General features: G+C 65.7%; 8 protein-coding genes. All 8 read left to right on the top strand.

Going from position 1 to position 13977, the window contains the following annotated elements; all coding sequences use genetic code 11:
• Positions 1–38: 38 nt before the first annotated feature.
• The 8 genes from AC4PTO_RS10410 to AC4PTO_RS10445 all read left to right on the top strand — a co-directional run bounded on the left by AC4PTO_RS10410 (position 39) and on the right by AC4PTO_RS10445 (position 13911).
• Complete coding sequence (locus tag AC4PTO_RS10410) at positions 39–497, top strand: hypothetical protein (protein WP_492728221.1); 459 nt, start codon at positions 39–41, stop codon at positions 495–497.
• 63 nt (positions 498–560) lie between these two features.
• Entirely contained in the window at positions 561–1157 is a 597-nt protein-coding gene (locus AC4PTO_RS10415) for a phage connector family protein (RefSeq protein ID WP_492728223.1), read from the top strand.
• Complete coding sequence (locus AC4PTO_RS10420) at positions 1154–3433, top strand: phage tail protein (protein ID WP_492728225.1); 2280 nt, start codon at positions 1154–1156, stop codon at positions 3431–3433. The genes AC4PTO_RS10415 and AC4PTO_RS10420 overlap by 4 nt, the downstream gene beginning before the upstream one ends.
• Positions 3434–3955: a hypothetical protein gene (locus AC4PTO_RS10425; protein WP_492728228.1), complete on the top strand. Its 522-nt coding sequence runs from the start codon at positions 3434–3436 to the stop codon at positions 3953–3955. It begins immediately after the preceding gene.
• Positions 3952–6033 carry a hypothetical protein gene (locus tag AC4PTO_RS10430; protein ID WP_492728231.1) on the top strand — a complete coding sequence of 694 codons (2082 nt, stop codon included), beginning with the start codon at positions 3952–3954 and terminating at the stop codon, positions 6031–6033. Before AC4PTO_RS10425 ends, AC4PTO_RS10430 begins: the two co-directional genes overlap by 4 nt.
• Entirely contained in the window at positions 6030–9413 is a 3384-nt protein-coding gene (locus AC4PTO_RS10435; RefSeq protein WP_492728233.1) for a hypothetical protein, read from the top strand. Before AC4PTO_RS10430 ends, AC4PTO_RS10435 begins: the two co-directional genes overlap by 4 nt.
• Complete coding sequence (locus tag AC4PTO_RS10440) at positions 9410–11899, top strand: hypothetical protein (protein ID WP_492728235.1); 2490 nt, start codon at positions 9410–9412, stop codon at positions 11897–11899. Before AC4PTO_RS10435 ends, AC4PTO_RS10440 begins: the two co-directional genes overlap by 4 nt.
• A complete protein-coding gene (locus AC4PTO_RS10445) occupies positions 11896–13911 on the top strand; it encodes a phosphodiester glycosidase family protein (RefSeq protein WP_492728237.1) in 2016 nt (671 codons plus the stop codon). Before AC4PTO_RS10440 ends, AC4PTO_RS10445 begins: the two co-directional genes overlap by 4 nt.
• Positions 13912–13977 lie beyond the last annotated feature (66 nt).

Below are 13977 nucleotides of genomic sequence, written 5' to 3' on the forward strand. Positions count from 1 at the left end.
GCTGCCTTCATCCTGACATCTGACAAGGAGGGGCCGATATGCCCATCGTCAACACCAAGTCCGACCTGATCGCCGACTATCTGGCCGGTCAGCCCGCCGCGGAACCCGAACTGGCGCGCGGCCGCCCGATCGTTGCCACCGGCACGGTCGCCAATGCGGCCGACGATCTGAACGGGTCGAAATATCACCTGGCGGATCTGCCGGCCGATTGCCTGCTGGATCCGAGCACGGCCTTCGATGTGGAGAACTGGGGCTTTGCCGCCATCCGCATCGGCACCGAAACCGATGTGGACGCGCTTGCCTCGGTGCTGAAATCCGCCGGCAACACCGTGTCGCCCGTGGCCTTCGGTGACGCGAACCATGGCAAGCGCCTGTGGGAAGTCCTTGGCCTGGCCGAGGCGCCCGCGAACGGGATGATCGGCATCTACGCCCATGCCATCGCGGATGCGACCGGCGCGGGCAGCATGCCCTTCGCCATCCATTACATCTTCCGCTGATCGCGGATGCGACCGGTGCCGGGCGCGGTTGCGCGCCCGGCCCTTGCCTGATCCGGGGGTCCGATGCCAGAGCCGATTGCCACGTCCACCATCGTAGCCCAGGCGTTCCGGCTGATGGAGCTGGGGCCGATTTCATCTTTCGCGGATGATACGCCGCAGGCCCGCGACGCGGCCGAGCAATATCCCGAAGCCATGCGGATCTGCCTTGAGGCGTCCGACTGGTCCTTTGCCTCGGAGCTGGCAATGCTGCCCGAGGTGGTCGATCTGCCCGCCTCGCGCGTGGATCCGCAGCTGCCCTATACCTATGCCCTGCCGGGATCCTGTGTGCGCCTGCTGGAGGTGGGTGACGGCAAGATCGACTGGCGCGCCGACAAGACGTTCCTGCGCGCGGACGCGCCGGGCCCGATGCGGATCCGCTATACCGAAATGGTCAGCGACGAAAACCGCCTGCCCGCCACGTTCCGCGCCGCCGTGGCCTACAGGCTGGCCGCGATCCTTGCCCCCACATGGGTGGGTGCGCAGAACAAGGCCGCCGCGCTTGAGGACGGTGCGATGAGCGTGCTGGCCAAGGCCGAGCGCGTGGACGCCCGGCAGGCCAGCCCGCAACGCTATGACGGGGGCGACGAGACCGGAGATTGGGCGGCGGAGGCTACGCGATGACCCGCGCCGCCGTCGCCCAGCTGGCCTTTTCCTCGGGCGAGGTGTCGCCGCTTCTGCGCGAGCGGATCGACTATCAGCGCCACCAGACCGGGCTGGCCCGTGCGCCGGGTTTCATCCCGCTGCGCCAGGGCGGATTTACCCGCGCGCCCGGCACGATCATGCGCGGCGAGACGCGCAGCAACGCCACCGGCCGGCTGATCCCGTTCGAGTTCGCCAAGAACGACGCGGTGGTGCTGGAGCTGACGCCCGGCTGGATGCGGGTCTGGCGCTATGGGGCACCGGTGCTGTCCGGGGGCGTTCCCTACGAGCTGGCCAGCCCCTATGACGCGGACGATCTGGAGCGCCTGCAATGGGTCCAGTCGGCCGATGTGATCTATTTCGCGGATGGCGAGAAGCCGATCCAGAAGCTGAGCCGCTTTGCCCTGGATAACTGGCAATGGGCGGCGGCGAGTTTCGACACCGGACCCTTCCGGGTGCAGAACCTGGACGAGGCGCGCACCATCAAATCCAGCGCCGCCAGCGGCAGTGTGACCCTGACCGCCAGCTCGGCCACCTTCACGGCCGCCCATATCGGATCGCTGATGCGCCTGGAGGCCGACAATTACAGCGGCATCCCGCTGTGGACCGGGAATACCGACATCGAGCCCGGCCAGCTGATGCGCTATGACGGCAATATCTACGAGCTGATCACCGCAGGCGGCACGGATGGCGGGCCGATCGTGCCCGGCGGGCCGGTGCTGCCTGGGGTTGCCGGCAATACCGGCGTGAACCCGCCGGTGCATACCGAGGGGATCGAGATGGTCAGCCTCGATCCGGTGATCAAGTGGAAATTCGTCTCGGACGGCGTGGGGGTGGTGCGCATCACCGCTGTGGCCAGCTCCACCAGCGCCACGGCCACGGTGATCAAGCGCCTGCCGCCCATGCTGATCGACGTGCCGACCTATCGCTGGTCCGAGGGAGCCTGGTCCGATGTGCACGGCTATCCATCGGCGCTGGAGATCTACGAACAGCGCCTGGTGGCGGCCGCCACGCCGACCGAACCGCGCACGTTGTGGTTCTCGATCGTGGGTGATTTTCAGGACTTCACCCCCGGAAACGAGGCCGACGAGGGATTTGCCTATTCGATTGCCGGCAACAGTTCCATGAACCGGATCCTGTGGCTGAAGGCCGGCAGGTCGGGCCTGCATATCGGTGCGTTGGGCGAGGAATACTCCTCCCGCTCGTCTGACGGATCGAAAGTTGTGGGCCCGACCACCACGGCCTTCGGGCTGGACAGCTCGATCGGGTCGGCCGGGAATGTGCGTCCGATTTCCCCGGACGGGCGGCCGATCTTCGTGTCGAAGGATGGGCGCCGCGTGATCGAGATAGGCTATGACTTCCAGTCCGACAGCAACCGCGCGGCCGAGCTTTCGTTGCCATCCGAGCATCTGGGCGCCGACGGCTATCTGGAGATCGCCTGGCAATCGGCCCCGCAGCGCCTGGCGTGGCTGAGGCGCGGCACGGGCGAGCTGGCCGTAATGCTTTACGATCCGTCCGAGGATGTCCTGGGCTGGGCGCCCTGCCCTCTTGCCGGGGGCGCGGTCGAGGCCATGGCCGTGACATCGAGCGCGGACGGATCGAGCGATATCCTGATGATGATCGTGCGGCGCGTCATCGACGGCGAAACCCTGCGGTTCGTCGAAGAGCAGGCGATCGGCTATGGTGTTCTGGGGGGCAGCCAGCCGATTGCCGAGGCGGTGCACCTGTTCTGCGCAAGGATCTTCACGCCCGAGGTGCCGGCGGCGGAATTCGCGGTGCCGCATCTGGCCGGGGAAACCGTCTATGCCTGGACCGATATCGGCGAATATGGCCCGATCGACGTGCCAGAGGGGGGCACCGTCACCCTGCCGGTCGAGGTCGGCCGGGCGACCATCGGGCTGTTCGACACCACCCATTTCGTGGAAACGCTGCCCTTGCAGCCGATCGTGCGCGATGGCAGCGGCCTTGGCCGGCGCAAGCGCCTGACGCCGATGGCCGCTGTCGGCCTGCATCGCACGGCCGCCGCGCGGGTGGCAACGGTCGAATACGACTTCGCGCAGGCGCCGCGCGAATGGCCCGCGATGAATGTGATCCCGCGCCAGGTGGCGGCCGATCTGTCGCAGGCGTTCTCGGGAATGTCGCGCCTGCCCCTGACCACCGGCTACGCCAATGACGTTGCCGTGCGCTTCTACCCGGTAGGCGGCGCGCCCATGACGGTGACCGCGCTTGAGGTCTCCATAGCAGAGGCGGGCCTTTAGATGTGCGATTTCATCACCCCCGTGGTTTCGGCGATCGGCAGCGTCTTCGGTGGGGTTACCGCATCCGGCGCTGGTGCCGGCGCCGCGCTGCAATCGCTTGGCACGCTGGTGGGCATCGGCGGGACGCTGATGCAGGGCGTATCAGACTATCAGGCCGGCAAGGCACAGGCCCGCGCCCTGGAAGAACAAGCCGCGACCGAGGCGCGCCTGACGGCCGTCAAGGACAACCGGACCCGCGCGCAGTTCCGATCCGCCATGAGCGCGCAGATCGCCGAGCTGGCCGCGCGCGGGATCTCGCTGGACAGTCCCACGGCGATCACGCTGGGGCAGTCGGCCGCGGCCGAGATGTCGTTTGAAAGCCAGGCCATCCGTTCGGACGGCGACGCACGGCAGACCGAGCTGTCGGCCGCGCGGCGCGTGGCCCGTGGCCGCGCGACATCGGACCTGCTGAACGGGGTCTTCGATGCGGGCGGCAAGTTGCTGTCGGCCGCGCCGGAACTTTGGCCGGAGCTTTTGGCATGAGCCTGACGGTCCCAAAGGCTGGCCTGATCGCGGGCCGCGCGGCACAGCCCCAGATCGAGGCCTCGCAGGCGGGCGCCGCGATTGCGCGCTTTGGCGATGTGATGATGCAGGTGGGCACCGGCATCGAGAATGACCGCCTGGAACGCGAGATGGGGCGCAGCCGGCTGGACATGATGGAGGGGCTGAACACCCTTCGCCTTGAGTTCGAGCAGATGGGCGACCCCGACGCGATCGACCGGGAATTCGCACCACGATCCGAGGCGCTGCGCACCCAGATCATGGATGGCATCGACCCGAAGATCCGCGACAAGGCGGGGCTGGTCTTCGACGAGTTGCGCCAGAGCCACGGATTTGCCCTGGGCGCGCGGGCCATCGACCTGCGCCAGAGCGAACGCATGGCGGGGCTCATGCGCGCGACGGATGTCACGGTGCGCACAGCGGCATCTTCCGACCCGAATACGGCTGACGCCTATCTGGCGCAGTTCAATGATCACCTGGAGGCAGAAGTTGCCGCCGGCGTTATTTCACCGGAAGAGAAACAGCAGCGGTGGATGCAGGCACTGGCCGATGTCGATTCGGTGAAGGCGCAAAGGCTGCTGGCTGACGATCCGGCCGCCCTGGTCGCCGCGATCGAGAGCGGCGGGCTGGCCGGGCTGGATCCCGAGCGGGCCGAGAGCTTCCGGACCCGCGGCATCAGCGCGGTCAGCGCGGCACAGGCGAAAGAGAAGTCAGAGGCGGATCGGGCCGAGAAGGAGCGCGTCGCGTCCGCGCGCGATGTCTTGAAGGAAGGGATCGCCGTCTATGGCAAGGGGCGCGACTGGAGTGGCACCGAAGACGCCGAAGTCCTGTTGCAGGATCCTGCCATCGCAGCACTTCCAGAGGCACGGGAATACGCCCATGCGCAGCTGCTGCACCGGTCGAAACCGGGATTTTCCGCCCTGCCTTTGGCAGAGCAGCGCGCGCAACTGGCCGAAGCAAAGGCCCGGCCGATCGGCGAAAGCTTCGAGGCGGACCTGGTCGATGCCATGCAGGCATCGATCAGCGCCGCGGAAAAGGGATTTGCCCAGGATCGTTTCGCCTTTGCCGCAGAAATCGGCCTGAAGCCTGCCCCCGATCTGCCAGATCCGGAAGCGTCCGCCCCGGAAGACATGGCCCGCGGCCTGCTGGATCGAAAGCACTACGCGATCTCGTTGCGCGATGCGGGCTTTACCGAGGATCTCAAGTTCTTCAGCCCGGACGAAGCTGAAGCCTGGAAGGCCGCCGCAGACCCGGCCAAGAGCCCTGCCGAACGCACGCGGCTGGCTACGGCTTTCGCGGTTGCGATGGGGCCAGAAGCTGAGGATGCTTCGGTCGAAATCGGTGCCGATCCCCTGTTCACCTATGTGGGCGGCATGGTCGCGGCGACCGGAAACGCAACGCTGGCCCGGCAGATCTTCGAGGGGCAGCGTGCGCTGGACAGCCAGGACACGCGGATGCCTGCAGCCCCCATCCGCAGATCACAGTTCTTTCGCGATTTTTCAGGCGTCTTCGAGGACGGCACGGTCACCGGCCGCCATGATGAAGCGCCGCGCCGCGATGCCGTCATTGCCGCTGCGGACGCCCTTTACGCCTATCGGCGGCGGGGTGACCCGGACGCGGTGGACAATGTGCTGAACGAGGATGTGTATCGCCAGGCGGTGCATGAGGTCATGGGCGGCAGCGGGACCTACGGCACCCGAAGCGCGCGTGGCGGATTGCAGGAGGTGCGCGGGCACCTGACGCAGATGGCGCCGGGCCTGAATGCCGATGAGGTGGAGGACGGGCTGTCCATTTTGCGCGACCAGATCGCCGATCCGAGGCTTGGCGATACGGCGCTTTCCGACTTTTCGGCAACAGGAAATGTGCCAACCGCCGGCGGTCAGTCGCTGAACCCCAGCACCTTCGATGCGGTCAGCCTTCGCTGGGTGGATGGCACCGCCTACGAGCTCGTCGTTGAAAACCCTGCGACCGGCCGCTTCGAGGCGCTTTATGGTCACGATGGCATGCCATACCTGCTTGACCTGTCGAAGGTGACCGACAAGGGCGGGCGCGGGAAATGAACTGGCCCCTGAAATCCCGCGCCGAAAACGCAACCCCCGAACTGGACGGCCCCCTGCCCTCGTGGATGGATCAGTGGGTGGGCCGCGCAAAAGATTACTACATGGGAAGCGACAGCTGGCGTTGGCGCGAAGCCATTCAGGGCGGCGTTCACGAGGACATGTATCGCGCGCTGAACGGCAAGGACTTCAGCTCAGATCGCGGCGAAGTTGGCGAGGCGATCAAGAGCATGCCGGCAATCGGGGGCGCACCCCTGATGGATGCGGGCAGCGTCCGGCGCGCGCGATCGGCGGCCGATATGGACGCCATGTTCGAGCAGGTCCGCATCGGGCGACAGTTCGATCCGGATACATTTGGCGGCCTGCCGGCTTCGCGCGAGGAATTCGAGGCCGAGATCAGCCGCCGTCACGAAAAGGAAATCGCCGATAACGAAGCGATGCTGGCCCGCGGCGACAGCTTCATGGCGCAGTTTCTTGGCGGGATGACAGGTGCGCTGACCGATGAGTGGTCCGCGCCCTTCCTGGGCATCGGCAGTTCCGCCAAAAGCCTGGCGCGCGCGATGCTGGCGGAAGGCGGCATCAACGCCGCGCTGGAGGTTCCGCAGGTCATCAAGCAACGAAGGGTGGCCGAAGATCTTGGAAGGGAAGCACCCAACGCCGCCCTTCAGATCGGCGAAGCATTTGTCTATGGCGCGGGTTTCGCCGCGGTGCTTGGTGGCGGCGCGCGCGCCCTCGATTATGTGCTTGGCCGCCGGCAAGGGGAGGCTGCTGCACTGGCGGCCGAAAATGCCGGGCTGGATGGCCAGATGGCGGTCGATGCTGCGGAAGCGGCGATGCGGCGCGGCGAGGTGCCCGTCGCCCCACCTGTGGCGCGCGGCCTTCTGCCCGCCATCACGTCAGATGCACCTGCAAACTGGGAGGCCATCCGCGGCGGGATTTTCGCAGGCGAAAGCGGCGGCGACTACAATGCGCTCTTTGGCTACTCCAATCGCCAGGGCGGTCCATTTGCGCATGTGAAGCTGACCGAGATGACGGTCGACGAGGCAATCGCGTTTTCCGATCCGTCCGGGCCCTATGCGCAATGGGTCAAGGCGCAGATCGGCCGGGTTGCAACCCCGATGGGCGGGTATCAGATCGTCGGTAAAACGCTGCGCGCGGCCAAGCAGGCCTTGCGGCTTCGTGGCGATGAGGTGATGACGGCCGAGCTTCAGGAGAAGCTGGGGCAGTGGATCTATCACGCGCAGGGCACCGGTGCATGGGAGGGATATCGCGGCCCCAGTGCCGGCTTTGTTCCAACCGAACCTGTCGAATATCGTGGCCCGGTCGCAACTCCGCCAGGCCGTAGGCCATTCACCACGCGCTTCAATGAGGTAACCACGCCCGCCGGAACCCGGGTCGAGGTGCGCTATCGTGTCGTTGACCTGGATGATCTGAAGGCCGCCTCCGGCGATTTGCAGCCGCGCGACCGGACCCGCGCGGCAAGTGATCTTCAGGTAACCGAGATGGCCGCGCGGCTGGATCCCGCACGCCTGATGCCCGGCCCGGAAAGCGATCGCGGCGCGCCGATCGTCGGCCCGGACATGATCGTCGAGAGCGGCAACGGCCGGGTGATGGCACTGAGCCGTGCCGCATCGGAAAATCCGAGGGCCTATGAGGCCTATCTTGGAATGATCGGTGAAGAGTTCGACATTCCGGAAGGCGTGCGCAAACCCGTGCTGATCGCCGAGCGGGTCACGGATCTGGATGCCGCAACCCGTCGCAGCTTTATCCGCGAAAGCAACATCTCATCGATCGGACGTATGGCCCCAAGCGAGCAGGCCCGCCTGGATGCCGACTATCTAAGTGCCCGCAGCTTCGACGCCTATCAGCCAGGCAAGGGCCTGAACACCCCGGAGAACGCCGGTTTCGTGCGCCAGATGCTGGCGACGATGCCCCAGAACGAACGGGCCGCGCTGCTGACTGGTGACGGCCGGCTGAACATCGACGGGATCCGGCGCCTGCGGCAGGCGCTGTTCGCGCGCGCCTTCGAGGCGGACGATCTGCTGAAGATGGTGGCGGAAACCGAAAGCCCTGCCGTCGAAAGCCTGCTGCGCATGCTGGAAGATCTGGCACCGGACTGGGCCGCGTTCCGCACGATGGTCGAGGCGGGCTATGTCCGCGCGGAGTTCGACATCACCGATCAGCTGATGGAGGCCGTGCGCATCATCGCGCGCGCGCGGCTGGACCGGCGCGACGGGCAAAGCGTCATCGGCGCGATCCGCGACCGCCTGGCGCAGGAAGACATGTTCGGCGACCGCGACCCGATGATCGAGGCATTGCTGGATGTGTTCTACAAGCGCGATCGCGCGAGGCCGCCAGAAGCAGCCGGCGAGATCCTGCGCCGGTATGCGGCCGAAGCGACGGCCGTGGGGCGCGCCGATATCGACGATCTCATGGGCGATGCGGTGACGCCGGTGCAGGCGCTTGCGCGCGCCGTGGGCGGCCATGACGGCCGGACGCCCTACAATCCCGCCAGAATGCCCGATCCCGATCCGGAGCCGCCGGTTGCACCTTTGGGCGACATCTCGAAGATCGACCCGTCCAGGTTTGACGATGGCGCGTCCAGCCCCCCCGTAGAGCGCGCAAACGATGAGTTGCATGCGGACCTTCGGCAGGGGGTTGAAACCGGCCCATTCGGGCCGATCCATCGGGATCTGGTCGGCAAGCCGCAAGAGGCAATCGAGAGATTGCTCGCCGCCCGCGAAGGGGAAGCGATCGGCACCCTGACACACCCCCAGATAGGCGATCCCATCGACCTTATTTATGGCGAAGCACCTGCATCGGGGCGCGAAGGCTTCGGCCTTGCCAAGATTGCCGCCAAGCATCCGGAAGTCCTTCCAGACCTTCAGGGGTTTCTGTCGAGGCTGCGGATGGATGAGGCAAGATCCGGGGCAAACAGGATCCGCCTTTCGGATCCTGATGGGCAGGCCGTTGTCCGGCTTGATTTCGATGGCCGATCCAAGACCTGGCTGATGACGGCTTTCGAGAGGAATAGTATCGGCCGCGCCGCCACGACGGACACCGGCGCAGTTCGAGCCCTGGATGACACAGCTGGCCAGAGCGCCGATACCGCATTGAATATAGGCGCGCCTGAAGCATCCGGCAAGAGCCGCGGGGATCCTGAAGATCTGATGTCGCGCCTCGAAGACGAGGCCGACGCGGCTGCCCTGACGCTTTGGAAAACCCGTGACCGATGGGCCGGCCAGGATGCGGAGGAATTCAGCTTGACCGGAACCGAAGATGGGCCGCGGGCCACCGTTGCCGAAGTGCTGGATGATCTCGATCAGGATCAGGCGCTCATGACGGCGATGTCGAGCTGCATGCTGAAGGGGGTTCCGCGATGAATTTCGACGCTTGCCTGCGCGCCGCCATGCAGGCCGGGGCGGTAGATCCGGCCCGCGCCGAACTGGCCGAAACGGAATATCTCGATCTGGTCGAGCGCTACAGGCTTTCCGGGCTGGCCGAGCCAGATGCCCGCATCGCGGCCGGCGAGGAGGTGGTGGAGAGCTTCATGCAGCGCGCCAAGGCCCGCCGTCATGCAACCCTGCGTCAGCTTCAGGTGATCGAGCGCAACAACGCCCGCTACGGCATGGCCCATGAAAAAGACCCGGACCTGGTGCTGAAGGATCTGGAATTCGCCGAGAAGGAGATCCGTGGGCTGGAGCGACAGTTCATGGGGGGGATCAGCCAGTTTCTGCAAGATCACCGCACCGACATCCTTGGGCGCGTGCGCGATCGCGCCGCGCTGAAGGAAATCGTGCAGGAACTGCATGGCGAGAACAGCGGAAACGCAAATGCCAGACAGATCGCCGAGGCCGTCCTGAAGCAGTATGAACGCGCCCGGGCGCTTGCCAACAGCTTCGGCATGGACATCCGCAAGCTGGATGATTTCGGCGTGCGTCACACCCATGACGGCGCGAAGATCCAGCGCGCGGGCTTCAAGGAATGGTCGGATGAGGTGTTCGAGCGGGCCGACTGGAGCCGGATCGTCGATCACCGGACCGGAAAGCCTTTTGCGGTTGCCAAGGGTGCAAAGCCGTTCCGCGATGATGTCGAGCCGTTCCTGGATGAAGTCTACAAGAGCCTGATCAGCGATGGTTGGTCAAAGCGCGAAGCCAGCATGAGCATGGGCGCGGCCGCCCTGAAAAACGCCCACCAGGCGCACCGGGTTCTGCACTTCAAATCGGCGGATGACTGGATGGCCTATAACGATGCCTTCGGCGCAGCCAACCCGTTTGACGGGGTGATCGGGCATCTGCGCGGTATGGCGCGCGATATCGGCCTGATGCGCGCCTTCGGGCCGAACCCGACCGCCGGCCTTGAACATGCCGTCCAGGTCATGACCCGCGATGTGATGCGGGCCGAGGGAAAGCTGGGCGTAAAGGCAGCCCGCAAGATCGATCGAAAGGCCAAGAAGGCGCGGGTGATGCTGAAGATCCTGAATGGAACGGCAAACCGCCCTCATGACAAGGCCCTCGGAACCCTGATGGCGGGCACCCGCAACCTGCTGACCGCAGCGCAGCTTGGCAGCGCGCCCCTTTCGCAGCTTTCCGATCTGGTCTCGATGCGCATGGCCGCGCAGGCAATCGGTCTGAACGGAAGCTCGCCGGTCAAGCAGCTGTTCGGCGAGGCCCTGACCGGCCTGGACGCACAGAAGGCCAAGGACCTGGGCTTCATCATGGACACATGGTTCGACAGCTCGAACGCGCAGGCGCGGTTCATGGGGGACATCTGGTCGCCGGAAACGACCAGCAGGATTACCAATGCGGTGCTGCGGGCGAACGGGCTTTCATTCCTGACCGATCGCAGCAGGGTGGCGGTGTCCATGGCCTTCGGCAGCGATCTTGCTGATCTTGCGACCCAGAGCTTTGACCAGATCAACCCCCGCCTGCGGCGCTATATGGAGGGCCGTAATTTCACCGCCAGCGACTGGGACGCAATCCGCGCGCCAGAAGCGATCTATACCGATGCGCGCGGCGGCAAGCACCTGAACCCGACCTGGTTTCTGGAGCACAGCACCCTGCCCCGCGACCAGGTGGAGGATATCGCGATCCGCTTCGGCGCGCTTGTGCAGGATCACGTCGAGTTCTCGATCCCGTCAACCAGCCTGCGCGGCCGCGCTTCGATTGTCGGGGAAGCGCCGCCGGGATCGTTCAGCGGCGAGATGGCGCGCTCGTTCTTCATGTACAAGTCCTACGCGATGTCGGTGATGCACAACCAGGTCCGCCGCATCCATGAGATCGAGGGAACCTGGAACAGGTGGTCCTACGGCGCGAAATACCTGGCGATGATGACCCTGATGGGCGGGCTGACGATCCAGCTGAAGCAGACAGCCCTGGGTCGCGACCCCCGGCCGATGGATGATCCGGCATTCTGGGGCGCGGCCTTCATGCAGGCCGGAGGGCTGGGCATCTTCGGGGACTTCCTTTCCAGCTCGACCAGCCGCGCCGGCGGTGGCATCGCTCAGACGCTGGCAGGGCCCGTGTTCGGCGCAGGCGGCGATTTCGCCACCGCCATCGGGTCGAACGTCGCGCGCGCCGTGCAAGGCAAGGACACGATGATTGGGCGCGACGCGGTGAACCTGCTGCGTCGCTACAATCCGCTTGCCACCTTTCAGCCCCTTATCCCGGTGCCGACCAGATTGGCCTTTGACCGGCTGATCTGGGACCAGTTGCAGGTCCTCTTCGATCCGGACGCCGAGAAGATGTGGCGCCGGCAAGATGCCAAACTGAAGAAAGACTACCGCACCCAGTTCTACTGGAAGCGTGGCGCCGCCGCCCCTTCCCGACTGCCTGACCCCATGAACGCCCTTGGAGATCTTGCGCGATGACGACCGAGCTTTACACCCCGTCCCCGGCCTATGAGGTGCAGGGGATCGGCCCCTACGCGGTGCCGCACCCCTATGTCGCGGGATCGCTGACCGTCGCGGTGATCCTTGAGGGTGAGCGCATCGCCCTGTCGGATGCGGATTTCACCGCCACGCCCGCCTCGACGGAGGGCGCGGGTGACATCACCCTGACGCCCGCCCGGGCGGCCGAGCTGGATGGCGGCACGCTGCATGTGCGCCGCGTCACGCCCGTGCAACAGGGCTGGGTGGGCCTGCTGGGGGAACGGGAACGGGGGCTGGAGGTGCAGCTGGACCGCATGACCATGGCGGTGCAGGAATTGCAGGATCAGATGCGCGGCGCCCTGCGCGTCGATGGCGACCTCGACCCGTTCGTGATGCAGGCCGGCCGGCTGGTCATCGCGGATGAGAATGGCAACCCCGCGCCCGGCCCGGATGCGACGGACATTGCCGATGCGCAGGCCAATGCCGCCGCCGCCCTTGCCGCGGCCGAGGCCGCCGCAGCTTCTGCCGCGGCCATCGGCCTGCCGCCATTCGATGACGTGGCGACCCTGCTGGACGACGAGCAGCTGAGCTACACCCCGGGCGCCTATGGCGTGGCCCCCGGCGATTTCGTGCGCACCCGCGACGAGGGATTTGCCTTCATGGTGGCCGAGGCGGATGCGGTCGATCACCACGCCGCCACGTTTGGCGGGGTGAAGCTCTATGTGCGCCCGTTCCGCAATGCTTTTGCCACGCGCGCGGCATTCATCGCGGCGATCGCGGCGGGCCATGTCTGGGCCGATGGCACGGTGGTGACGGCCGGGGGCCACGCCTATCTGCGCGTGCCCGGATCCACCGATATCGCGGATCTGCCGGGCTGGTCCTGGTATGGCCCCGAGACGTTCTGGCACCACGGCGGAAACCATGGCGATCCGGACCTGCCCACCCGCGTGACGATCCGCCATGTGCGCAGCGGCGGCCAGGTCTATGACGTGATCGAGATCAAGAACCCGCGACCGCAGACGTTGCGCAAGGAACCCGGCGATAATTTTGACCCTCTGGATGGCACGCAGGATATCGCGGAACTGCGCGCGGTGGCCACCGAGCGGGGGCATCAGATCGTCGCAAACTGCGATGCGTCATTCCACGTTGGCGGAGGGAGATATGTGTCGTCGGGCCTGCAAATCTTGGACGGTGTTGCAGTCCAAGATTTCGAGGACAGCGATTACCGCAGGGAAGCGGCGATCATGTATCGCGATGGGCGGCTAAGGGCTGGCCGCTTGTCTGACGGTCTGACGGCGCAAGATTATGTGGATGCCGGTGCCGTGTGGTCTGCGGGCTGGGGGTGGTTGCTCGTGGTTGACGGGGTGGGCCAGACCCCGACCGGAACCCTCGCGACTACAGTGTCCGCCCGGTCTGTGCTGGGCCAGCGTGCGAATGGCGACCTCGTGCTCATTCAGGTCGAGGGTAAGACCGGGGTCTACGGCATCACTGCGGCTGATCTGGTTACTCTTTGTTTGGCAGAGGACCTGCACATCGCCATGAACCTTGATGGTGGTGGCAGCACGCAGTGCTGGTGGAAAACCGCGTATTCGATGCCGTCATCGGACGATACACCGAGGACACTTGCGGGTTATTTGGTGGTCACCGCCCCGAGCATACCGGACTACGATACAGGAGACATCTCCATCCCCCTTTCTGTCGGGCAGACCGGACTATGCACGGTGAGGCAAGTAGGCGCGGACATTGGTATCTCGATCAACATATCCGGAACATTCCCTCTGGAAACGTATACGGCGCTGACCTCATCCCTGCCCAAGAGATTTTTCCCGGCGGGCGTGATGGATGCGCGCGCCGCAGGAAGCGGGGCGGGTTATAACCTAGTCTCTCTCGGTATGCCGTCTCCACTTACGGGGGAGATTTTCGCACGCCCAAAGCAGGCCGCTGAAACGCTGGTGTTTGGGCGCATTACTTATCGGGCCAGATGGTCGTCGGCAGCGGCGCAGCCGCTGTGACCGGCGCCGCGGCCTATGCCGACCCCCCCTACATCCTGATGACCCGGGCGTGATCGCCCGGCCGAA

The organism is Rhodobacter maritimus, from assembly GCF_058747975.1.